At 57.0% G+C, this 21,717-nt stretch carries 23 protein-coding genes; 13 read left to right on the top strand and 10 right to left on the bottom strand.

Annotated elements, in window-relative coordinates; translation table 11 throughout:
• Window positions 1-57 precede the first annotated feature (57 nt).
• The 6 genes from YBN1229_RS05150 to YBN1229_RS05175 all read left to right on the top strand — a co-directional run bounded on the left by YBN1229_RS05150 (window position 58) and on the right by YBN1229_RS05175 (window position 5,522).
• A complete protein-coding gene (locus tag YBN1229_RS05150; protein ID WP_076605285.1) occupies window positions 58-618 on the top strand; it encodes a F0F1 ATP synthase subunit delta in 561 nt (186 codons plus the stop codon).
• 116 nt (window positions 619-734) lie between these two features.
• Window positions 735-2,267, top strand: a complete 1,533-nt coding sequence (gene atpA, locus YBN1229_RS05155; protein WP_046477242.1) for a F0F1 ATP synthase subunit alpha — start codon at window positions 735-737, stop codon at window positions 2,265-2,267.
• Between the two features lie 97 nt (window positions 2,268-2,364).
• A complete protein-coding gene (locus tag YBN1229_RS05160; protein WP_046479998.1) occupies window positions 2,365-3,252 on the top strand; it encodes a F0F1 ATP synthase subunit gamma in 888 nt (295 codons plus the stop codon).
• Window positions 3,253-3,280: 28 nt separating this feature from the next.
• Window positions 3,281-4,717, top strand: coding sequence for a F0F1 ATP synthase subunit beta (atpD, locus tag YBN1229_RS05165; RefSeq protein WP_046477243.1), 1,437 nt, complete (start codon window positions 3,281-3,283; stop codon window positions 4,715-4,717).
• A 68-nt stretch (window positions 4,718-4,785) separates the two neighbouring features.
• Window positions 4,786-5,061: a hypothetical protein gene (locus tag YBN1229_RS05170; protein WP_244465014.1), complete on the top strand. Its 276-nt coding sequence runs from the start codon at window positions 4,786-4,788 to the stop codon at window positions 5,059-5,061.
• A 65-nt stretch (window positions 5,062-5,126) separates the two neighbouring features.
• Window positions 5,127-5,522 carry a F0F1 ATP synthase subunit epsilon gene (locus YBN1229_RS05175; protein WP_046477244.1) on the top strand — a complete coding sequence of 132 codons (396 nt, stop codon included), beginning with the start codon at window positions 5,127-5,129 and terminating at the stop codon, window positions 5,520-5,522.
• 16 nt (window positions 5,523-5,538) lie between these two features.
• On the opposite strand, the gene YBN1229_RS05180 is transcribed toward YBN1229_RS05175, so the two are convergent.
• The 3 genes from YBN1229_RS05180 to YBN1229_RS05190 form a co-directional block, all read right to left on the bottom strand.
• Window positions 5,539-6,054 (bottom strand): RNA pyrophosphohydrolase, encoded by a 516-nt coding sequence (locus YBN1229_RS05180; RefSeq protein ID WP_046477245.1) that lies wholly within the window; start codon window positions 6,052-6,054, stop codon window positions 5,539-5,541.
• Window positions 6,055-6,205: 151 nt separating this feature from the next.
• Window positions 6,206-7,561 carry a S41 family peptidase gene (locus tag YBN1229_RS05185; protein ID WP_082101235.1) on the bottom strand — a complete coding sequence of 452 codons (1,356 nt, stop codon included), beginning with the start codon at window positions 7,559-7,561 and terminating at the stop codon, window positions 6,206-6,208.
• Window positions 7,561-8,958 carry a murein hydrolase activator EnvC family protein gene (locus tag YBN1229_RS05190; RefSeq protein ID WP_090227009.1) on the bottom strand — a complete coding sequence of 466 codons (1,398 nt, stop codon included), beginning with the start codon at window positions 8,956-8,958 and terminating at the stop codon, window positions 7,561-7,563. Before YBN1229_RS05190 ends, YBN1229_RS05185 begins: the two co-directional genes overlap by 1 nt.
• A gap of 327 nt (window positions 8,959-9,285) precedes the next feature.
• Between YBN1229_RS05190 and YBN1229_RS05200 the strand changes: the two genes are divergently transcribed.
• From YBN1229_RS05200 to YBN1229_RS05230, 7 genes are all read left to right on the top strand, one after another.
• Window positions 9,286-9,474, top strand: coding sequence for a twin transmembrane helix small protein (locus YBN1229_RS05200; protein ID WP_046477251.1), 189 nt, complete (start codon window positions 9,286-9,288; stop codon window positions 9,472-9,474).
• A gap of 90 nt (window positions 9,475-9,564) precedes the next feature.
• The gene (locus YBN1229_RS05205) at window positions 9,565-10,143 is read left to right on the top strand and encodes a cob(I)yrinic acid a,c-diamide adenosyltransferase (protein ID WP_046477253.1); all 579 of its coding nucleotides are present in this window, start codon (window positions 9,565-9,567) and stop codon (window positions 10,141-10,143) included.
• Window positions 10,144-10,188: 45 nt separating this feature from the next.
• Window positions 10,189-10,905 carry a rhomboid family intramembrane serine protease gene (locus YBN1229_RS05210; protein WP_046477255.1) on the top strand — a complete coding sequence of 239 codons (717 nt, stop codon included), beginning with the start codon at window positions 10,189-10,191 and terminating at the stop codon, window positions 10,903-10,905.
• Window positions 10,906-11,184: 279 nt separating this feature from the next.
• Complete coding sequence (locus tag YBN1229_RS05215; RefSeq protein ID WP_046477257.1) at window positions 11,185-11,934, top strand: electron transfer flavoprotein subunit beta/FixA family protein; 750 nt, start codon at window positions 11,185-11,187, stop codon at window positions 11,932-11,934.
• Window positions 11,934-12,878: an electron transfer flavoprotein subunit alpha/FixB family protein gene (locus YBN1229_RS05220; protein WP_046477260.1), complete on the top strand. Its 945-nt coding sequence runs from the start codon at window positions 11,934-11,936 to the stop codon at window positions 12,876-12,878. The genes YBN1229_RS05215 and YBN1229_RS05220 overlap by 1 nt, the downstream gene beginning before the upstream one ends.
• Before the next feature lie 68 nt (window positions 12,879-12,946).
• Window positions 12,947-13,864, top strand: coding sequence for a 3-hydroxybutyryl-CoA dehydrogenase (locus tag YBN1229_RS05225; RefSeq protein WP_046480000.1), 918 nt, complete (start codon window positions 12,947-12,949; stop codon window positions 13,862-13,864).
• Window positions 13,865-14,002: 138 nt separating this feature from the next.
• Entirely contained in the window at window positions 14,003-14,761 is a 759-nt protein-coding gene (locus tag YBN1229_RS05230; RefSeq protein WP_046477263.1) for an SDR family oxidoreductase, read from the top strand.
• A gap of 45 nt (window positions 14,762-14,806) precedes the next feature.
• Here YBN1229_RS05230 and YBN1229_RS05235 read toward each other — a convergent pair whose 3' ends face one another.
• From YBN1229_RS05235 to YBN1229_RS05265, 7 genes are all read right to left on the bottom strand, one after another.
• Window positions 14,807-15,157, bottom strand: coding sequence for a hypothetical protein (locus tag YBN1229_RS05235; RefSeq protein WP_139165290.1), 351 nt, complete (start codon window positions 15,155-15,157; stop codon window positions 14,807-14,809).
• A 156-nt stretch (window positions 15,158-15,313) separates the two neighbouring features.
• Window positions 15,314-17,449: a molybdopterin-containing oxidoreductase family protein gene (locus YBN1229_RS05240; protein ID WP_046477269.1), complete on the bottom strand. Its 2,136-nt coding sequence runs from the start codon at window positions 17,447-17,449 to the stop codon at window positions 15,314-15,316.
• A gap of 82 nt (window positions 17,450-17,531) precedes the next feature.
• Complete coding sequence (locus YBN1229_RS05245) at window positions 17,532-18,296, bottom strand: TonB family protein (RefSeq protein ID WP_046477270.1); 765 nt, start codon at window positions 18,294-18,296, stop codon at window positions 17,532-17,534.
• Window positions 18,297-18,305: 9 nt separating this feature from the next.
• A complete protein-coding gene (locus YBN1229_RS05250; protein WP_046477272.1) occupies window positions 18,306-18,803 on the bottom strand; it encodes an ExbD/TolR family protein in 498 nt (165 codons plus the stop codon).
• Entirely contained in the window at window positions 18,803-19,498 is a 696-nt protein-coding gene (locus tag YBN1229_RS05255) for a MotA/TolQ/ExbB proton channel family protein (protein ID WP_046480001.1), read from the bottom strand. Before YBN1229_RS05255 ends, YBN1229_RS05250 begins: the two co-directional genes overlap by 1 nt.
• 13 nt (window positions 19,499-19,511) lie before the next feature.
• A complete protein-coding gene (locus YBN1229_RS05260) occupies window positions 19,512-20,039 on the bottom strand; it encodes a hypothetical protein (RefSeq protein WP_052743720.1) in 528 nt (175 codons plus the stop codon).
• A 752-nt stretch (window positions 20,040-20,791) separates the two neighbouring features.
• Window positions 20,792-21,694, bottom strand: a complete 903-nt coding sequence (locus YBN1229_RS05265) for an SDR family NAD(P)-dependent oxidoreductase (protein WP_052743721.1) — start codon at window positions 21,692-21,694, stop codon at window positions 20,792-20,794.
• Between the last annotated feature and the right edge of the window lie 23 nt (window positions 21,695-21,717).

A 21,717-nucleotide genomic window follows, 5' to 3' on the forward strand; every position in this document is an offset into this window, starting at 1 on the left:
GGACTTCGCCGATCGCGCCTTAAACTCGTCCTCCCAGTGCGAACGAGAGCAATCGACGTGGCAACAGATCAGACTAATTCGGCCAGTATGCCCGGCCGTTACGCCAGTGCATTATTCGAACTGGCAAAAGAACAGGGTTCCGTAGAGCAGATCGAAGCCGATCTAAAGGCGTTCGAGTCTCTGCTCACCGAAAGTGAAGATCTGCGCCGCTTGGTAGCGAGCCCGGTCTTTGCCGCCGAAGATCAGAGTCGCGCTTTATCTGCGCTACTTGAAAAAGCGGGCATTTCGGGTCTGACAGAGAATTTCCTTCAGGTCATTACGCACAATCGACGGCTGTTCGCGGTGCCTCAGATGATTAAGATCTTCGCTGCGCTGGCTGCTGAGAGCCGCGGCGAGGTCACAGCTGAGGTGACGACAGCCCAGGCATTGACAGATGAACTGACGGCTGAGCTGAAGCAAACGCTCAAGAACGCGGTCGGCAAGGACGTTAAACTGGACGCCCGAGTTGAACCGGCGATTCTCGGCGGACTGATCGTAAAGATCGGCAGCAAAATGATAGACTCCTCACTGCGCACGAAGCTCACCGCAATGAAGGTGAGCCTCAAGGCAGTGAGCTAAAACACCAGAACAATCCGCACGCTGGACCGCAAGGGACGTTGTGCGACCCAAGTTATACAAAGAACTCTGCACCAGATTTGGTGCGCAACCGAAACGCTAAGACAAGAGGTCTATCGATGGAAATCCGGGCCGCAGAGATCTCCTCGATCCTGAAAGAGCAGATCAAGAACTTCGGCAAGGAGGCTGAGGTCTCCGAGATCGGCCAGGTTCTCTCCGTCGGCGACGGCATCGCCCGCGTCTACGGCCTCGATCAGGTTCAGGCAGGCGAAATGGTCGAGTTCCAGGACGGAACGAAGGGCATGGCGCTGAACCTCGAAGCCGACAACGTCGGTATCGTGATCTTCGGTGACGACCGTAGTATTAAAGAAGGCCAGACCGTTAAGCGCACGCAGGCGATCGTAGAGGTTCCTGTTGGTAAGGGTCTTCTCGGCCGCGTCGTTGACGCTCTGGGTAATCCGATCGACGGCAAAGGCCCGATCGTTGCGACCGAGCGTCGTCGTGTGGACGTCAAGGCGCCGGGTATTCTGCCGCGTAAGTCGGTGCATGAGCCGATGGCGACTGGCTTGAAGGCCGTCGACGCTCTGATCCCCGTCGGCCGTGGTCAGCGCGAGCTCATCATTGGTGACCGTCAGACTGGCAAGACCGCGATCATCCTTGACACCTTCCTGAACCAGAAGCCCCTCAACGAGGGCGATGACGAGTTCGCGAAGCTCTATTGCGTATACGTTGCTGTCGGACAGAAGCGTTCGACCGTTGCGCAGTTCGTCAAGATTCTCGAGGAGCGCGGCGCTCTCGAATACTCCATCGTCGTGGCCGCAACGGCTTCCGATCCGGCGCCGATGCAGTACCTCGCACCGTTCACCGGCTGCGCGATGGGCGAATATTTCCGCGATAACGCGATGCACGCTGTTATCGCGTACGACGACCTCTCCAAGCAGGCCGTTGCTTATCGCCAGATGTCCCTGCTGCTGCGTCGTCCTCCGGGACGTGAAGCTTATCCGGGTGACGTCTTCTATCTCCACTCGCGCCTGCTTGAGCGCGCCGCGAAGATGGGTGATGATCATGGTGCCGGGTCTCTCACTGCGCTCCCCGTGATCGAAACGCAGGCCAACGACGTGTCGGCCTACATTCCAACGAACGTGATCTCCATCACCGACGGCCAGATCTTCCTTGAAACGGACCTGTTCTATCAGGGCATCCGTCCCGCCGTGAACGTCGGCCTCTCCGTGTCACGCGTTGGTTCGGCGGCCCAGACCAAGGCCATGAAGCAGGTCGCCGGTAAGATTAAGGGTGAGCTGGCGCAGTACCGCGAAATGGCGGCCTTCGCTCAGTTCGGTTCCGACCTCGACGCCGCTACGCAAAAACTTCTTGCACGCGGCGCCCGCCTCACCGAGCTCCTCAAGCAGCCGCAGTTCTCGCCGTTGAAGATGGAAGAACAGGTCTGCGTGATTTTCGCGGGTACCCGCGGTTATCTGGACGGTTTGCCTGTAAACGCCATCGGCAAATATGAGCAGCAACTTCTGACGACGCTGCGCACCGATCATAAGAACATTCTTGAGACCATTCGGTCGGAGAAAGCTCTATCGGAGAGCACGGAGAAAGAGCTGATCGGCGTTCTCGACAGCTTCACGAAGAACTTCTCGGTCTAAAGCGAAGTCCAGCCGATGGGCCCCTTAGAAAGGGGCTCATCGAAAAGCAAAATCCCGGTTCGGTATGCCGGGAGCGGATACGGGAACAACGTCTGAAATGGCGAGCTTAAAAGACCTCAGAAATCGCATCAATTCGGTGAAGGCCACGCGCAAAATCACCAAAGCGATGCAGATGGTCGCTGCCGCAAAGCTGCGTCGTGCGCAGGAGGCGGCCGAAGCCGCACGGCCTTACGCTGTGCGTATGGACACGGTGCTGGCAAATCTTGCACGCGCTGTGACAGATACGAACAGCGCATCACCGTTGCTCGTAGGCACAGGCAAGAGCGACGTACATCTGCTCATTATGATGACGGCGAGTCGCGGTCTTTGCGGCGGTTTCAACACCAACATTGCTAAGCTCGTCCGCGTGCATGCACGTAAGCTTCTGAGTGAAGGCAAGCAGGTCAAAATCATTGCGGTAGGCCGCAAGGGCGCAGAAAACCTGCGCCGCGACTTCGGCCAGCACATCATTGAACGCATTGACATGAGCGGCATGAAGTTCGTCGGTTTCGAAAAGGCCGCCGAAATCGGTGACAAAGTCATGGCGATGTTTGAGGCCGGCGAGTTCGACGTTGCAACGATGTTCTTCTCTGAGTTCAAGTCGGTTATTTCACAACAGCCGACGGCTCTGCAGTTGATCCCCGCGCATATCCCCGAAACCGACGGATCCGAGAAATCTTCTTTGGGCGACGCGGTTTACGAGTACGAGCCAGAAGAAGACGCGATCCTGGATTATCTTCTGAAACGCAATATCTCGACGCAGATCTTCCGTGGACTTCTTGAGAACGCGGCTTCTGAGCAAGGCGCACGTATGTCGGCGATGGATAGCGCCACACGCAACGCTACAGAGATGATCGACGCTCTGACGATTACGTACAACCGCCAGCGTCAGGCACAGATCACCAAAGAACTGATCGAAATCATTTCGGGCGCCGAAGCGCTCTAATCGAACAAACGCACACGAGGAACGGTTCATGGCTGAAATTTCTGTTGGTCGCATCAGGCAGGTAACGGGCGCCGTCGTCGACGTGCAGTTCGACGGAGATCTCCCTGCAATTCTGAACGCGCTTGAGACCGACAACCAGGGTAACCGCCTGGTTCTCGAAGTCGCCCAGCACCTCGGCGAAAACACCGTGCGCACCATTGCTATGGACGCGACGGAAGGACTTGTTCGCGGTCAGCCCGTGAAGGATACGGGGCGCCCGATCGCAGTGCCCGTCGGCGACGCGACCCTAGGGCGCATTATGAATGTGATCGGTGAACCCGTGGACGAAGCCGGCGAGATTAAAGGCGACGAATTGCGCCCGATTCACGCGCAGGCGCCCTCCTACGTTGAACAGTCAACGGAATCGGAAATCTTGGTCACCGGCATCAAGGTCGTTGACCTGCTGGCGCCGTACTCCAAGGGCGGCAAGATCGGCCTGTTCGGCGGCGCCGGCGTTGGCAAGACCGTTCTCATCATGGAACTGATCAACAACGTCGCTAAGGCACACGGCGGTTACTCCGTGTTCGCCGGCGTTGGCGAGCGCACCCGTGAAGGTAACGACCTCTACCACGAAATGATCGAATCCAAGGTGAACGTCGACCCGAAGGAAAACAACGGCTCTGCCGCTGGGTCCAAGTGCGCTCTCGTTTACGGCCAGATGAATGAGCCGCCAGGTGCCCGCGCTCGCGTCGCTCTGTCTGGTCTGACGGTTGCCGAACACTTCCGCGACCAGGGACAGGACGTTCTCTTCTTCGTCGACAACATTTTCCGCTTCACGCAGGCCGGTTCGGAAGTGTCCGCTCTGCTCGGCCGTATTCCTTCAGCCGTGGGCTATCAGCCGACGCTGGCAACCGACATGGGCACTCTTCAGGAACGCATCACGACGACGCAGAAGGGCTCAATTACGTCGGTTCAGGCCATTTACGTCCCTGCGGACGACTTGACCGACCCTGCGCCGGCAACCTCGTTTGCCCACCTTGACGCGACGACGGTTCTTTCCCGTGCCATCGCTGAAAAGGGCATCTATCCGGCCGTGGACCCGCTGGACTCCACGTCGCGTATGCTTGATCCGCGCATTATCGGTGAGGAGCACTACGAGGTGGCGCGTCGCGTGCAGGAAATTCTGCAGCGCTACAAGTCCCTCCAGGACATCATTGCTATTCTCGGCATGGACGAGCTCTCCGAAGAGGACAAACTCACGGTGGCGCGTGCCCGTAAGATCGAGCGGTTCCTGTCGCAGCCATTCTTCGTCGCCGAAGTCTTCACCGGTTCGCCGGGCGTCCTCGTTGACTTGGCTGATACGATCAAGGCTTTCAAGGGTCTCTGCAACGGCGACTATGACCATCTGCCTGAACAGGCTTTCTACATGGTGGGAACGATCGAAGAAGCCATCGCCAAGGCTGAAAAACTCGCCGAAGCAGCTTAGAATATCGAATCGCAGGTCGCACAGGGCGACCAGGGCATTGCCCTTTTTTGCTGGAGGAAGCATCCGGAATGTCGATCGATACGAGTGAAGAAGGCAATGACGATTCGGGCTTTGGCTCCTGCTGCGAAGAACTTCAGGAAGTAATGAGCGGCGAAGATTTCGACCCGCTCATTACGCTGGCTGAAGATGGCATTCTCTATATGTCGGTTGGTTTGATCGACGGAGACAGCGACGACCCCGGTATGGTCGACCATCCGGTGTTCTTCTGCCCCTTCTGCGGTACGCAGCTGCAAACGGCCGAGGAAGTACAGGCTAAGAGCGACGAATTGGGTGACGAAGAGTAGAACTACACCCAGTCCTGTAACGCGATAACCGCCGAAACGTAGAGGGCGGATTAGGAAGCAGATCAATGGCAGCAACGTTCAAGTTTGAGCTGGTAAGCCCCGAGCGTGTCCTCATGTCGAGCGATGCCGAGCAGGTGGTCGTGCCGGGCGTTGAAGGACAATTTACGGTGCTGCCAGATCATGCCCCAGTCATTTCGACTCTGGCGCCGGGCGTGATCCAGGTCACAACGCCCGACGCCAAGAAGGGCATCTTCGTGCAATCAGGCTTCGCCGATGTTACCGGCGACAGCCTGACCATCCTTGCCGAGCGTGCGTTCATCGTCGACGAAGTCGATCCGCGCCAGATTCAGGAAGAACTCGACGCTGCACAGAAGGCGTTGGAAAGCGCTGATGATGACGAAGCCCGTAATCACATTGGGCGTGCCATCGAAGAGCTAAAAGCTCTGCACGCCGAGGCGTGAGCCGGCAAATACCTGATTAGTTCGCAATGATCGGGCCGAACTCGGAAAGAACGGCCCGGTAAACGTCGCGTTTGAATGGGACGATCAGATCAAGCAGCTCACTCGAGTTCGCCCAACGCCACGCGTCGAACTCGATCGCGCGCGGATCCTCGGGCGTTATATTGATTTGCGTGTCTAAGCCTGAAAATTGCATCAGAAACCACTTCTGTTTCTGGCCGCGATAGCCGCCCCCCCAGGCTCTCCCAATCCGATCCTCTGGCAGATCGTAGAAATGCCACTCCGTGGTTTCAGCGAGAATATTGATATTTGAGCCGGTGATGCCGGTCTCTTCCTGCAGTTCTCGAAGGGCGGCCTCAACAGGAGCTTCCCCGGCTTCAATGCCACCCTGTGGCATCTGCCACCAATAGCCGCTGCCCTCAGGCGTGTTCGCCTTTTTTGTGGTAGCGCGACGGCCGATCCACACTAGCTTTTGGGGATTGATGACCATGAGACCGACACATGGCCGGTAGGCGAGATTTTCGTGGGTGCCCATGGGCGGTGTGTGCCCTCTCTATCTGGATAACGACCGGTCGGACGTCTCGATTGTGACTATTTCTAAAATTCCAACGACCCCAAAAAAGTTCATGGGCGCCTGATCTATCAGACGCCCATGAACATGACCCCAAGGCGAGATCAAAGATGCATCACTTGCTACTGTCCGTCTGAGTCTCGGCTTTTTTCTGCTCAGCCTGTTCGGCCTTCGGCGGTGGTGCGGTCACTTTGCCACGCAGATAGTTGAGCGCGAACTGGAGCTGTGTGTCTTTCTCCGGTTCTTGCGGAACGTAGGCCGATGAACCTGAGATTTCTTCCTCTGTATCGCCGTTGCGTAGATGCCCTCTAAGGCTCGCTTCGCCACGCGGTTTGACCCCGAGTTTGCCTTTCAGGTCCTCCGGCAGCTCTTGTTCGATGATGATATCCGGATCGATACCCTTCGCCTGGATCGAGCGGTTACGTGGCGTGTAGTACCGCGCCGTCGTCAACCGGATCGCCCCATTGGCACCAAGCGGAATAATCGTCTGAACGGAGCCCTTGCCGAATGACCGTGTTCCGATAATGGTCGCGCGCTCGTGGTCCTGAAGAGCACCTGCCACGATCTCCGAAGCGGAAGCGGACCCGCCGTTGATCAGCACGATAATCTTCATGCCATCAGCCACGTCGCCGGGGCGGGCCTGGCTTCGCTGGGTTTCCTCGTTATTGCGGCCTTTCGTAATAACGATGGCGCCACGCTCAAGGAAGTCATCGGAAACGGCAATCGCCTGATCCAGAAGACCACCGGGATTGTTGCGAAGATCGATGATGTAGCCCTTGAGCTTCGAGCCGATTTTGCTCTTCATCTCTTCGATCGATTTGACCAGATTGACGTGCGTCTGTTCGTTGAAGGTGGTGACCTTCACATAGGCGATATCGCCTTCGATGCGCGGCTTCACAGCGTTGATGCGGATGACGTCGCGCACGATCTTGATCTCGATCGGCTCATCGACGCCTTTGCGGACCACTGTGAGCTTGATTGGCGTGTTCACTGGACCACGCATCTTTTCCACCGCTTCTTCAAGCGATAGCCCGACGATCTGCTCATCATCGAGATGCGTAATCAGGTCATTGGCCTGTACACCGGCTTTGGCGGCTGGTGTGTCGTCGATAGGGGCGACCACCTTGACGACCTGATTTTCCATCGTCACCTCGATCCCGAGGCCGCCAAACTCTCCGCGTGTCTGCACCTGCATATCACGGAAGTTCTTGCGCGAAAGATAGGCCGAGTGCGGGTCGAGTGCGCTCAGCATGCCGTTGATGGCAGATTCAATGAGCTTCGTGTCGTCGGGCTTTTCGACGTAGTCCGAACGAACTCGCTCCAAGACATCGCCAAACAGATCAAGCTGCTTGTAAAGCTCGGTATTTGGAGAAGTTGCGGAGTAAGTTCGAGATACGTTCAAGACGGTTGTTGCGCCGGCCAGCACCGTCATCAAAAGAAATGTCCAGAACGCGAAATCCGTCTTGCGCATCATCCTTGCACCTTTTCAGGATCCTTGACCCACCATGGGTCCGGATCAATCGGCCGTCCGTCCTTGCGAAATTCGACATATAGAACGGGTTTGGCGTCTTCCGAGCCGCGCTGTACCGAAGGCGGGGCGTCACCCATCGTTCCCACCGGCTCTGCCGCCAGGACAAATTGTCCTGGCTCTACATCAATCCGTGATAGACCAGCAAGTAACACATGATATCCGCCGCCGGCGTTGATTATCAAGAGTTGGCCATAGCTTCTGAACTCGCCAGCGTAAACAATCCAGCCATCACAAGGAGATGTGATCTGCGACGAAAAACGCGTCTGAAACACTAATCCCTTGGATGTTCCACCATATTCGGTCTGCTGGCCAAAAGAGAGAACATGCTTACCAGAGGTTGGGCGCGGGAGGCGGCCCTTGGCAAGGTGGAAGGGGATAGCCGGTTCGATCCGGCCAGCATCCACGCTGCCAAATCCGGCCGCCGATGGGGCCAAAACAGCGACTTTAACCCCGTCATTACTGGATGATGCGCTACTTTCGGGCTGATCTGGCGTGAGGGTCGTTACGCCTGAATTGCCCGTTTCAGCCAAGCGCTCGGCGGCTTCCGCCTTGGCGTTATGCGCAGTTATGCGGGAATTCGATTGGACGGCAGCTTGGTCCGCCCGTGCGATCAACGCTCTCAGATTATCGACATTCTTCGAAATTTCGTCTGTCGCTTGGCGGACCTTAGTTAGTTCGGCTTGTCGCTCCGTCAGGGACGACTTCTTTTCGACCATTAGCCCCGAAAGCCGCGTTCGCGCATCGTTAAGACGCGTCGTTTCGAGCTTAAGGTGTTCGCCTTCACTTCGCGTCTCAGCCATGACGCGCACGAGTTCGTCAAGCTTGTTCGTGAGCTCGAGGGCTTGGCTGCGAAGCCCCGGGAACGCAGATGCAAGCAGCATCGCGCTGCGCACCATGGCCAGCGCATCCTCGCGCTTGGTGATCATAACCGGCGGAGGGTTCCGCCCCATCCTCTGCAGGACAGCCAATAGTTTTGCAATCTTGTCCCGGCGTTGATTGAGCGAACCGCGAACCACACGTTCCTGTTCACCGAGCTCGTCCAAACGCGCCTCAATCTCGGTCATCCGAGCTTCGCTCTTCTTGATCAGATCGGCGGTTTCGAGGAGCCGGGCATTAATGCGTTCGCGCTCTTTGGCAATCGCAGCGACATCAGTCTCGAGGGCCTGCTGCCGCCCGAGCTTGTTTTGTAGCTCTTTGGTTTGAGCATCAAGTTTGGATTTCGCATCGTCACGCGACTGCGCTGCTGCGGGCAACACCGCAGGAATACAGCCAGCCAGAATGCAGAGCACAGGCACGGCAGCAAACTTGACGCGTAATCTTTGGCGCGGGACGCGCAAGCTGGGAGCCCTCTGTATATATCCGAACGGTCCCCAAAAGACCGTCGACGAAATCGGCCTGCTTCCTTAGGCACCGACAATGCGGCGATTGTGGCGCGAGGCGATTGCCAAACTCTTGCTGCGGAGTCAGTTTGTGCCCGACAGCTACAACATTGCGCGGCGCCCAGCTGGCAGGCCGCAGGAGAAAGAAGCGCACATTGGGTTGCCGAAACGCCAAAGGTGCTTAAGAACCGGGCGCGTAGAAAGCCGGCCCCGCCGCCCCTATCTTGTCCAATCAAGCGCGAACATCAACCACCGCGCCTGACTTACTGACCAGGAAATTCATTTATGCAACCGGTCCTCTATCACCTGATTACCGTGGCAACCTTTGCTGTTCTGGCTGTGTTGATCGCGGGCCTGTATACGCTTTTGCGTCAAAAGAGCCCGCGTCTGAGCCAGAATTTGATGCGTTGGCGCGTAATTTTGCAATTTATTGCACTGATGCTGGTTGCGGGATTTTTGTTCCTGGGACGTTGATCTCCGTGTATGTCGCTTGACCGCCGCGCTGACGCCAATACGTTAGCTTTCAAATTTTACGAGAGGGGTGGAAAGCGCGGTGCGTAGGCAATGGTAAAACTCAATAAGATCTATACGCGTACCGGGGACGCCGGAACGACGGGGCTTGGTACGGGTGACAGGGTCGCCAAAGACGATCCCCGCATCGCCGCTTACGGGACCGTCGACGAGACGAACGCGATTATCGGCCTTGTCAGGCAGCATTTAGAACCTGGATCTGACATCGACTCGATGCTGGTACGTATCCAGAATGACATGTTCGATCTCGGAGCGGACCTCTGCGTACCTGATCGCGGAAAGGATCTGAAATTCGAACCGCTACGCATCGTACCGGCTCAGGTCGAGCGTCTGGAACGCGAAATTGACCAGCTCAATGGTGAGCTGAGCCCGCTCAAATCCTTCATTTTGCCTGGCGGTTCGCCGGCATCGGCCTACTTGCACGTTGCGCGAACGGTCTGCAGGCGCGCCGAGCGTCTGATGGTGACCCTGGCGGCCTCTCCGGACGAACCCGTGAGTGACGCAGCTCTAAAGTATATCAATAGACTGTCGGACTTTCTTTTCGTGGCTGGTCGCTACGTGAACGATAAGGGGCGCGACGACATTTTGTGGGTTCCAGGTCTGAACCGCTGATTAGGCTCTGGAAGCCTTCGTAATTCCTGGGAAGGAGCAAGCCACGTGTTCGTGCCTATTTCCGATGATAACCCATTGAAGGCAATTCATTTTCAGGTCGTCACGGTTGGTTTGATCGCCATAAACGTCATTGTGTTCGCTTTATCGTCGGTGAACATTGATGCTTATGCCGTCGCGGAATTCGCGGTGGTGCCGAACGAGCTGTTCCTGGCCGGTACGTCCGCGCCGGCTCCAGATGGCGTCCGCGCGAGCAACCTGCCCGAAGCGCTAACCCTTATCACCTACATGTTCTTCCACGCCGATATATGGCATCTCATGGGGAACATGTTGTTTCTGTGGGTCTTCGGCGACAACGTCGAAGACGCGGTCGGTCATGTGAAGTTTTTGTTTTTCTATCTCGCTTGCGGCGTCGCCGCTGCGTTGGTCCACGCGGCCATGGTCTCAGGAACGGATGGCGCCGGCGTGCCGCTGATTGGCGCGAGTGGCGCGGTAGCCGGCGTGATCGCAGCCTATTTGATGCTCCATCCGCGCGTTCGCGTTTGGGTTCTGGCTTTCAAGGTTATTCCGCTGCAGATCTCGGCTGAGTTCGTGCTTGGCGCCTGGATCGTGACCCAAATCGTCATGGTGCTGATGCCCGCCGTCGGCCCGGTGGCGTGGTGGGCCCACATCGGGGGGCTCGTGAGCGGGGCGGTCCTCATCCTTTTTTTGCGACGCCGAGGGGTTCCGCTGTTTGATCGTCAGCTTGACGTTGCGCGGCAGTAATGTGCCAAGAGGACGACAGTCCGTGGGACACCATTTTAAGAGGGGTAGACCTTTGCGAATCGTGTCGATTGACTAGTTTCAGGGCAGCCTTTAGGTTGGCTTTCGCATGTGCGAAACGTGCCACTTTGTCAAGGACGCATGGGGGGCAGTGTCGTCGATAATATCGGCGTGAGTCATATGCATTGAGACCCACTGGTTACGGCTTACTCAAAGGCCGCCCTGTGAGTGGGCAAGAAGATTTGCAAAGGATAGCAATAAATTGGGGAGCAGTTCGGGCGCATGAAGATACTTGTGCCGGTCAAGCGCGTGGTCGATTACAACGTGCGGATCCGTGTTAAGTCGGATGGTTCCGGGGTGGAACTTGCCAACGTCAAGATGTCGATGAATCCTTTCGACGAGATCGCGGTTGAAGAGGCCGTGCGTCTCAAGGAACGCGGCTCGGCCAACGAGGTCATCGCTGTGTCCATCGGCCCTTCCAAGTCCCAGGATGTGCTACGCACGGCACTCGCCATCGGCGCCGACCGCGCGATTCTCATCGAAACCGACCAAGCTGTGGAGCCATTGGCTGTCGCCAAACTCCTGAAATCAGTCGTGGACGCCGAAAGCCCGGATCTGGTGATCATGGGCAAGCAGGCCATCGATGATGACTCCAATCAGACTGGACAGATGCTCGCAGCACTCTTGGATTGGGGACAGGCCACGTTCGCCTCCAAGGTCGAGCTGTCGGACGGCGCAGTCACCGTCACCCGCGAAGTTGATGGGGGGCTGGAAACCCTGCGTCTCAAGACGCCGGCAGTCATCACCACGGACTTGCGTCTCAATGAGCCCCGCTATCCTTCGCTGCCGAACATCATGAAGGCGAAGAAGAAACCGCTCGATACAAAAAAGCCGGAAGATTTCGGCGTAGATATCTCACCTCGCTTGGAAGTGCTGAAGACCGCTGAACCGGCGACACGCGCAGCTGGCGTCAAGGTTTCGAGCGTCTCTGAACTGGTTGAAAAACTTAAGAACGAAGCGGGGGTGCTGTAATGGCGGTTCTGGTTCTTGCCGATCATGACAATGCATCTCTGAATGCTGCGACCGCCAAGACGGTTACGGCTGCGAAGGCGCTGGGCAGTGATGTTCACGTGCTGGTCGCCGGCGAGGGGTGCGCAGCGGTTGCCGACCAGGCAGCGAAATTGGATGGCGTCAGCAAGGTGGTGGTTGCCGAAGCTCCGCATCTGAAGGCGCAACTCGCCGAGGAAATGGCGGCGCTCATCGTCCCCCTCATGTCGGGCTACAATGCGCTCCTGTCTTCCGCCTCGGCCGTAGGCAAAAATGTGTTGCCACGCGTGGCCGCTCGCCTTGACGTTATGCAGATTTCTGAAATTTCTGCGGTCCTTGCGCCGGATACGTTTGAGCGTCCGATTTACGCTGGCAATGCGATCCAGACCGTGAAGTCGTCTGACCCCAAGAAGGTCATCACCGTTCGCACATCGACGTTTGCCGCAGCCGGAGATGGTGGTTCGGCGGCCGTCGAAAAGATCGACGCGCCGGCTGCCGTAGGGCTTTCAACATTCGAGAGCGCGGAGCTAACGAAATCAGATCGTCCCGAGCTGGCCTCAGCACGCATCGTTATCTCCGGCGGGCGCGGCATGCAATCGGGCGACAATTTCAGCAAGCTGATTGAGCCGGTTGCTGATCAACTGGGGGCTGCTGTTGGTGCCAGCCGCGCTGCTGTCGACGCTGGTTTCGTGCCCAACGACATGCAGGTTGGTCAAACCGGCAAGGTCGTTGCGCCGGATCTTTACATTGCCGTCGGTATTTCGGGAGCAATTCAGCATCTGGCGGGTATGAAAGACTCGAAGATTATCGTCGCCATTAACAAAGACGAAGAGGCCCCGATCTTCCAGGTCGCAGATTACGGTCTCGTCGCAGATCTGTTCACAGCATTACCCGAGCTCGAATCCGAGCTCAAAAAAGTAGCTGGATGAGCGGGTTTGGCCACGGACTGTCTTGAGCCGAGGAACTAGTAAGCATGGACGCCGCTGTGACATCGAGAATGAAACCACAGGCCGTGACAACTGGAGAAAAACCCAAAGACTCTTTGATTAACAGAGTCGGGATCATCGGCGCCGGACAGATGGGCAATGGCATTGCCCACGTCTCGGCGCTGGCCGGTTACGGCGTTCTTATCAACGACATTAAACGCGACGCTTTTGATAACGCCCATGCGATTATTGGGCACAATCTGGATCGCCAAATCAGCAAAGGGCTAATTACTGAGGAAGATAAAGAGCAGGCGCTGAGCCGTATTGAGTTTGCGGAGAGCCTTTCGGATCTCTACGACTGCGAACTTGTCATCGAGGCGGCAACTGAGGATGAGAGCGTAAAGCGTAAGATTTTCGCCGCGCTTTGCCCCGCCATAAATCCCACGGCCATCATCGCCAGCAATACGTCCTCAATTTCGATAACGCGTCTTGCCGCAATCACGGACCGGCCGGAACGATTTATCGGCATGCACTTTATGAACCCGGTTCCGTTGATGGAGCTGGTCGAACTGATCCGGGGTATCGCAACCGAGGATGACACGTTCGATACGTCCCGCAAGTTCGTTCATTCGCTTGGCAAGACGATCGCGGTTTCTGAAGATTTCCCGGCCTTCATTGTCAACCGTATCCTCCTGCCGATGATCAACGAGGCCATCTACACGCTCTACGAAGGTGTCGGTACTGTTGACTCGATCGATACGGCGATGCGGCTCGGCGCTAATCATCCGATGGGTCCATTGGAACTGGCTGACTTCATCGGTCTTGATACCTGTCTGTCGGTTATGCAGGTGCTCTATGAAGGTCTTGCGGACTCGAAATATCGCCCCTGTCCGCTGCTCGTGAAATACGTCGAAGCTGGTTGGGTGGGCCGCAAGGCCAAGCGAGGCTTCTACGACTACCGCGGTGAAACACCGGTTCCGACGCGATAGAGCGTCGCTGAATTTCGCAAATATCTATATTCTGCATTGGGCTTTCAACGCCTGAAGCACGCGCTTCAGGCGTACGTGTCTCGTGCAAAATAATCCAGGCGCAAAAACATACACTGGATATTGAGGGAGAAGACGACAATGGCTGACGCGGGCAAGGTTGCGGTTGTAACGGGCGCTGGTACGGGTATCGGGCGCGCCGTCGCCCTCACGCTTCATAACGCGGGCTATCGTGTTGCAGTCGCCGGACGCCGAAAGGATCCTCTTGAAGAAACGTTGGCCATGGCGAAGGCAACCGAAGACACGATGCTCATCGCCCCCACGGATGTAGCCGATCCGCTTGATGTTCGGGCTCTCTTCAAGAGTGTGAATCAATCCTTTGGCAGGTTGGACGTACTCTTCAACAACGCAGGCGTTGGCGCGCCCGCCGTGCCAATGGAAGAACTTACGGTCGAGCAATGGCGGAAAGTCGTCGATATCAATTTGTCCGGCGTCTTTTACTGCTGCCAGGAAGCGATCCAGCTGATGAAGTCACAGGATCCGAAGGGCGGCCGCATCATCAACAATGGCTCGATTTCAGCGCATACGCCTCGGCCGTTTACCGCACCTTATACGGCAACCAAACACGCCATTAGCGGTCTCACCAAATCGATTGCTCTGGACGGTCGCGAGCACAACATCGCGTGTTCGCAGATCGATATCGGAAATGCTGCGACAGAGATGACGGAAGCGTTTGCCAAAGGCGTACTTCAAGCTGATGGCCAAAAACGCCCTGAAGCCCGAATGGACGTCCAGCATGTTGCCGACGCCGTCCTGTTCATGGCGAATCTGCCGCTCGACGCCAACGTCCTCTCTATGACGATTAAGGCAACGACGATGCCTTACGAAGGCCGCGGCTGAGCACCACCCGAAGCACACACCCAACGAGCGCACTCGTTTCCGGAGCTATGCGTTGTCCAATGCGTGGCAATGGGGGCAGCGCAGCTTTTGGCCGGTGGGCGGTTCCGGATGCATGATCGTCATCGGCGGATGGATCGCATGGAAGATGTCGCATTCAACCGTGAAAGCATCTTTGGGGACGTTGAATGTGCGGAACTTGAATGCGCCGTCGGTCCCGATGCAATCGTAGAGACCCTGCCGTAAATTCGTATCGGATCGGCCAACGCGGTCGATATAGAATTTTCCGTCCTGGCCCTTATTGCCGATGACAAACACACCACAGGACGACTCCGCCACGAACCTGTCGATGGTTTCATGATCAAGCTGATAGGGACCCACTAACCCTTCCGTAGGCATTGGCTTCGGGCCTTCTGTCGTTAGGCAAAGTCACGTTGAGGAATAGCTTCACCTATACTTGCTTGCGCGAGGCTTGCGGCCAAGAAGGCGCGTTTCCGCAGCGGCCGACAGCACCGGAAAAGCAGCAAAGTCTGCCGGTGCTGTCGTCGATGCGAATCAGTTGACGCGAACCACCTCGACGAGGTTGTCGGAGAATGTCGGGGCGTTTCCGAGCCCACAGTGCTCATCGGAAGAGATTGAGTTCACGGATCCGTCGGACCGGTTCAGCGAGCGCCAATAACCCAACGTCGCGACGACGACGCCTGAGCGCACGTCATCGGTCACGCGAGCATATCCTTCGAAATCGCCGCGCTTGTTGAACACGCGAACAGGATCGCCTTCGCGGATCTGCCGTGCGGCGGCATCCAAAGGGCTGATCATGACGAACTGCTCACCCTGCCCTTTGATCTTGTGTTCTTCGTTCGCGTAGCAGGAATTGAGGAACCCGTGGCTCTTCGGTGAGATGATGTTGAGGGGATAAAGCTTCGCGAGATCGGGCGCTGTGTCCGCACTCTCGCGTGGTGGGACAAAACCTGGCAAAGGATCGACATCCTCCCCGCTTTGCCTGCCCGTGTACATGTGCCGGAACGGCGGCGCGACGAAGTTTTTTGCGCCCTCGACGAGAAATTGAACCTTGCCAGACTCCGTGGGGAAATTGCCTTCGGCATGTGGCAAGCGATCGTCCGGTGTTCCGACCGCGAGATGGAAGTAGCCATGCTCGCGGAAGTAATCCATGCCCTTGCCGGCCATCGCTGGTGATGACCAATCGATGAAATGTTCGATCTGCTCGGCATCCGACATCAGCAGACGATCATCGCCATCGAACCCCATGGTCCTGGCTAAACGACGGAACAACTCCGAATTGGAAATGGCTTCGCCGCGCGGTTCGATCGCTTTCTGATTGAGGGTGAAATAGAAGTGCCCCCACGAAAACATCATGTCATCGTGTTCGCCCGCCATGGTCGCAGGGAGAATAATGTCGGCATACTTTGCGGTGTCGGTGACGAAATGTTCGGAGACCACCGTGAACAGATCTTCCCGTTGAAGACCTTGCACGATCTTGTTCGTCTCAGGAGCTTGGCTCACAGGATTGGTGTTGTAGCAGAAGAAGCTCATGATCGGCGTGTCGAGATCCATCTCGCCGGTCAGTGCGCGCCCCAGCCGTAGATTGTTGATGACCTGGGTGTCGGGCTTGATCCAGTCCGGGCGGCATACGCGATCCCAATGAATTGGGAACTCCCAAAGCGGCATTTGTAACAGGCCGCCTCCGAGATGCCGCCATGAACCGGCCAGCGCCGGAATAGCACATACGGCGCGGATGGTTTGGCCCCCGCCGTGATGACGTTCCAGAGCGACCCCCATGCGAATGACGGAAGGCTGCGCCGTTGCGAATTCCCGCGCGAATGTTGAGATGTCGGCTGCGCTGACACCGGTAATCCGCTCGACATACTCCGGCGTGAAATCACGCGCACGATCCTTCAGCTCGGGAAAGCCGACGGTATACTTGTCCACCCAGTCTTGATCGACGAGGTCTTGTTCAATCATCGCGTTGATGATGCCCATGGCCAATGCGCCGTCTGTGCCTGGCTTGGGACAGATATGCCAATCGGCGGCCTTGGCGGTTCGCGAACGATAGGCGTCGATCACGACAACCTTCGCACCCTTCTTCTGTGCTTCTAAAACGAAGGGCCAGTGATGCAGATTGGTGGAGATCGAATTGCACGCCCAGATGACGATGTACTTGGCGTGCACAAAGCTTTCTGGATCTACGCCGCCCGTGGGCCCGACGGTGAGCAGCCAAGCCGTGGATGATCCCGAGGCGCAAAACGTCTTCTCGCAAACGCTGCTACCCAGCCGATTGAAGAACGCATCGCCTGATGTAAGTCCCTGGACGAGCCCTTCGTTGCCGAGATAGCTGTACGGCAGGATTGCCTGAGATCCGTACTTGGCAATGATATCGTCCCAGCGAGATTTAATTTCACTGAGCGCTTCGTCCCATGAGATCTGCTCATAAGCGCCACTGCCCTTTGGTCCTGTACGGCGCAAGGGATGAAGCACGCGATCGGGATTGTAGTGGTGGTCGTGATAGTCCTTAAGCTTGACGCAGAGGCCGCCGCGCGTCATCGGGTGGCTCTTGTTGCCGCGGACATCGACGAGACGGTCATTCACGACCTCGTAGATCATCGCGCAGGTATCGGGACAATCGTGGGGGCAACCGCCGAAAAAGACCTTACCCTTGGGCAGTTCATTCATCGTACGACCTCCGTGAGGATCATGAATTTTAATTCACGGTGGACAGTACACGAGCGACATTTCCGCGCAAGAGACGAAGAAATTATCGGGTCAGGAATCGAAAGGGAACGGAAACGGCCAGTTCCCGATTCACGACGCCCTTTGGAAACGGCGGGAACGGCGCAGCTTTATCGAGGGCTGCAAGGGCCGCTTTGTCGAGCTGCTCGGAGCCAGAGCTTTTTGTAATTTCGCGCGACAGCAATTGCCCTGTCGGAGAGACTGTAAAGCGTACGATCACCGTGCCGCGCCGATTTGTACGCGGATTGACCTTGTGCGCACTGATGTGTCTTTGAAGCTTACCGAGGTAAGCAGTGCGAGCGCTCGCATCCCCACCTTCTTGTGCCTGCGCGGCGGCCTTTAGCTCCTTGACCGATATCTCTTCGACACTTGCCGCGGCCGCGATTTGTTGAGGCTTGATTTCTTTAATGGGCTCTGGCCGCACCTCTTCGGTCACGACCGATTCCTCAACCTGTTCGGCCTTCGCGGTGATGACGTCGGTCAGCTCAGGAACGTCTTTGACTTCGGGCTGATCTGGTGGCGGTTCTTCCGGCTTCAGTTCTTCGATGGTCTCGGGAACCGCTTGCGATGCAACCGCAGTTTGCCCCTCGATCGCTTCGACGTTCTGAGCGTCCATTCCGGTTTGGGCAACCCCTTCCAAGGCAAGCCCCTGCTCGATCTTTAAAAGATCGGCGCCGACACCTTCTTCAAAAGCAGATTGATCTCCGCCGGCCCAGGTAAGGAACGGCAATGCTAGGGCGGCATGCAGCGCCAACGAAATTGCCCACGTTGCAAGTCTCAATCCGCCCATACATCAATCTCAATTCTGCGTAGCGGCATCGTTCCCGGGTGCACTCGCCGGTGCATCCAGCACGCGGCTACCGGTCGATGGCGATGGCTGAGACAGCAATGAAACGCGTTGGTAGCCGCTTTCTCCGACGCGGCCGAGCAACTGCATCACATCCCCATAGGCGCGCGATTTGTCCGCCCGAACGTAAACGACAGTGTCGCCTTCCTGCGCGCGGAGCTGTTCGAGCTGGCTCACAAGTCGTTCCGGTGCGACGGGATCCTCTCGGATATAGAGCGCTCCCTCCGCGTCCAGGGTGACGATCATTGGAGTTTTGGGCTGGCTCAAGCGAGCCGCCGAGGTGTTTGGCAGCTCAACCGGAACACCGGCAACCATCAGTGGCGCAGCAACCATGAAGATGATCAGCAACACGAGCATAACGTCGACCATCGGCGTTATGTTGATCTCGGCGAGGGGCCGATAGGCAGCCTCATCATCGTCGTTAGAAATCGGGTTGATTGAAGCTCCCATTAGGCAGCCTCCTCCCGCGCTCCGGGTCTCTGTCCACGCCGTGCCATTTTCTTGGCGAGAACCGCGATCGAAATGCTTAGTTTTTCCGACGCGCCTCCAAGCCCCACCGCGAACTGGTTATAGGCCATGACGGCGGGAATAGCGGCAGCGAGACCGAGCGCCGTTGCAAATAGCGCCTCCGCAATGCCAGGTGCCACCACAGCAAGGCTGGTGTCCTTTTGCTGGGCGATAGCGGTGAAGCTGTTCATGATGCCCCATACCGTGCCGAACAGACCGATGAAGGGTGCAGCCGAGCCGATCGTAGCGAGGAACGGCAAACCGCCTTCGATGCGCTTCAATTCACTTCTCATCGCGGTTCGCATCGCGCGCTCAAGGCGTGCGCGACGGTCGTTCTGGCTCTCATCCGGCGCAGCACCCTCAGTTGCTTCCGCATAAGCGGCAGCATGGATCGCCCGTGCGATCCGGCTACGCTCATGTCCGGTGAAGCCTTCGCCCTTCGCAGCGGCTTCGAGCTCCCGGCGTGCGCGGCGCACAGACGACATGCGGATGATTTTCTCGAAAATGATTGCCCAGCAAGCGATGGAGGCCAGGACGAGACCGGCCATGACCGACTGAACGACGATATCCGCGTTCAGGACCAAACCGATTATTGAGAGATCGTGAGCAGCCGCGGAAGTTTCACCCACCTGCTTTATCCTCTTTGACGCGTTACTTGGAGAGTTTGGCTTTAGCGAGCGAGGACACCGACATGCGCGATAGGCAGTTGTCGACGCTTTCCGTCGTGTTGCGGCATTCCACGACGTCGTTGACGAGGAAGCTGCCAATGTCGTTGCATGCAACTTTGCTGAGTTCGAACAGCTTTACGATCCGCTTTTCTTTGCGCAGTGGCGCAAGGTCGACAAAGAACCTCTGGTCGACAATTCCGTCCGTGCGGAACAACACGAGATCGAGTTTCAAGGTCTTGAACTCGGTATCCGATTTGTTGTTGACCACAACGTAGATACGGCAGCCGGTGTCAATCGTTTCGAGCTTGTTGAGCTCAACTTCAATTTGACCGTTTTCCGTAGAGGGCGCGGCCTTCGCAGGCTCTTGTTGGTCCTGTGCCATCGTTGAAAGTGGTGCGAAGGCCGTCAGGCACGCGGCCAGTGCGCTCAAGAACGCAAGACGCCAAGATCCCGAATCCGCGACGTTGCGCAGGAATGAACGAACGTCACATTGAAACTGCTTGTGGCTCACTCTGATCCTCCCTTCGTGGGCTCGCTTGGGCGCGGGCGCCGGTGAACATAGATTTTTGCAAGTAATTCGAACCGACTGACCGGAACGAGCGCAACTAATCGATAGCCCGAGTGTTCTGTAGAGCGCAACATAGATGCCGCCTATTTCAGAGCACATCAATAACCGTAAACATCCTTTGCGGGTGCCGTGTCCCATCCTCATGCCTATGAAGTTGGGCATAGTTGGAGCAATTAACCGAGCGCTGAATTGCGTCAGCGAACAACCGCTTGTCGGCTTAAGAGCCCGATTCTGCAAACCAATTGATCCCGACGGAGGGGACGAGAAGCTACGAGCTCAACGAAGCTTAACATCTCCAGAGCAGTCGTAACGCACATCGAATATATGAAGCAATTCAACTTGATCGCCGCTGCGCGGGTTGGGAAATATTCCCAACCATATATGGGAAATATTCCCTAATGATCGCTGCTGCTGATGCAATCCGAGACATGGACCCTCGGCAAGATGCGCGTTGATAAGGGCAATCCGACTCGCGCGGCTCCATGCCAAAACCAAAAAAGGCCGCTTAAGAGCGGCCCTTTACGGGAAGCGGCATTGACACCCTGGCCACGAAGCCCGGCAGCATACGCACCTCAACGTTGGCACCCGATACGCAATACCTAACTCATGGTGCTGAGGCAGTTTACGCCAATAATCGTTGCGGTTTTGCGAAAAAGGCCAAAAAAATTGCCTGAAAAGCCCGTTTGTTAAGTGAATCACTTGGAATCCGGTTTGTCCGTTGGGCTTTCGACGTCTCTTTCTCCGGGCCACAAAAGCCAACTCATGACCGGTGCAATGACAGGATAAGGAAACACCCCGATCACTGCCGCGAGCGCCCGGTTGAGTAGCCCTGGCACGATAAGCCGATGCCCCATGCTGTAACCGCGATAGATACTGGCTGCTACGGCGTCAGCCGACATCGACATGGGCAGCCGCCGGTAGAGCGCGTTCTCAGCTCCCATGTCGGCATGAAAATCCGTATCGACCGGGCCGGGGGCTACAGCCGTGATGCGGACACCGGTCCCGGCTTCCTCTTGCGCCAGCGATTGGCTGAGCGAAATGACGAACGCTTTGCTGGCGTAGTACATCGCCTGATAAGGACCCGGAACGAACCCTGCAAAAGACGCGACGTTGATAATGCCACCCCGCCCGCGAGGTGACATGCTACCCACCGCATGATGCGTCAGGCGCGTTAGGGTTGAAATGTTCAATGCAATGAGGCGTTCGATATCCGCCGTCTCTTGCTCTGCGAACCGGCCCGACAAGCCCATGCCAGCGCAGTTGACGAGAATGTCGAGGTATAGGTCTGCCGCTAAGAGCGCTTTATCGATCTGAGCGCCTGAATCCTCAACGGTGATATCGAGTGGTATCGCAAGGGGCCGTTGGCCGGTTGCTGCTGCGATTTCGTCGACAGCCAACGACAGAGCTTCAGCGCCCCGTGCCACAATGGCCACGGGCTTGCCGGTTTTCGCAAACCGCTTTGCCAGAGCGAGGCCTATACCTTTCGACCCGCCGGTAATGACGACGGCCGGGGTGAGGCCGCGCACCGCCGCGACAGCCTCAAGGGAAACACGCGCACGATGCGCCAGTCTGACATCAACAATCCCAGGTAATCTCATTCAAATTGCCTAGCTGTTGTGGC

It is taken from the genome of Candidatus Filomicrobium marinum (genome assembly GCF_000981545.1).
Taxonomy (GTDB): Bacteria; Pseudomonadota; Alphaproteobacteria; order Rhizobiales; family Hyphomicrobiaceae; genus Filomicrobium; species Filomicrobium insigne.

Bases quoted from the DNA above. Each gene is read 5' to 3' on its own strand.
- YBN1229_RS05220 (WP_046477260.1), top strand. From the start codon at position 11,934: ATGGCGGTTCTGGTTCTTGCCGATCATGACAATGCATCTCTGAATGCT.
- YBN1229_RS05200 (WP_046477251.1), top strand. From the start codon at position 9,286: ATGCAACCGGTCCTCTATCACCTGATTACCGTGGCAACCTTTGCTGTT.
- YBN1229_RS05180 (WP_046477245.1), bottom strand. From the start codon at position 6,054: ATGGGCACCCACGAAAATCTCGCCTACCGGCCATGTGTCGGTCTCATG.
- YBN1229_RS05160 (WP_046479998.1), top strand. From the start codon at position 2,365: ATGGCGAGCTTAAAAGACCTCAGAAATCGCATCAATTCGGTGAAGGCC.
- YBN1229_RS05240 (WP_046477269.1), bottom strand. From the start codon at position 17,449: ATGAATGAACTGCCCAAGGGTAAGGTCTTTTTCGGCGGTTGCCCCCAC.
- YBN1229_RS05205 (WP_046477253.1), top strand. From the start codon at position 9,565: ATGGTAAAACTCAATAAGATCTATACGCGTACCGGGGACGCCGGAACG.
- atpA (WP_046477242.1), top strand. From the start codon at position 735: ATGGAAATCCGGGCCGCAGAGATCTCCTCGATCCTGAAAGAGCAGATC.
- YBN1229_RS05265 (WP_052743721.1), bottom strand. From the start codon at position 21,694: ATGAGATTACCTGGGATTGTTGATGTCAGACTGGCGCATCGTGCGCGT.
- YBN1229_RS05170 (WP_244465014.1), top strand. From the start codon at position 4,786: ATGTCGATCGATACGAGTGAAGAAGGCAATGACGATTCGGGCTTTGGC.
- YBN1229_RS05215 (WP_046477257.1), top strand. From the start codon at position 11,185: ATGAAGATACTTGTGCCGGTCAAGCGCGTGGTCGATTACAACGTGCGG.
- YBN1229_RS05245 (WP_046477270.1), bottom strand. From the start codon at position 18,296: ATGGGCGGATTGAGACTTGCAACGTGGGCAATTTCGTTGGCGCTGCAT.
- atpD (WP_046477243.1), top strand. From the start codon at position 3,281: ATGGCTGAAATTTCTGTTGGTCGCATCAGGCAGGTAACGGGCGCCGTC.
- YBN1229_RS05235 (WP_139165290.1), bottom strand. From the start codon at position 15,157: ATGCCTACGGAAGGGTTAGTGGGTCCCTATCAGCTTGATCATGAAACC.
- YBN1229_RS05185 (WP_082101235.1), bottom strand. From the start codon at position 7,561: ATGCGCAAGACGGATTTCGCGTTCTGGACATTTCTTTTGATGACGGTG.
- YBN1229_RS05225 (WP_046480000.1), top strand. From the start codon at position 12,947: ATGAAACCACAGGCCGTGACAACTGGAGAAAAACCCAAAGACTCTTTG.
- YBN1229_RS05230 (WP_046477263.1), top strand. From the start codon at position 14,003: ATGGCTGACGCGGGCAAGGTTGCGGTTGTAACGGGCGCTGGTACGGGT.
- YBN1229_RS05175 (WP_046477244.1), top strand. From the start codon at position 5,127: ATGGCAGCAACGTTCAAGTTTGAGCTGGTAAGCCCCGAGCGTGTCCTC.
- YBN1229_RS05250 (WP_046477272.1), bottom strand. From the start codon at position 18,803: ATGGGAGCTTCAATCAACCCGATTTCTAACGACGATGATGAGGCTGCC.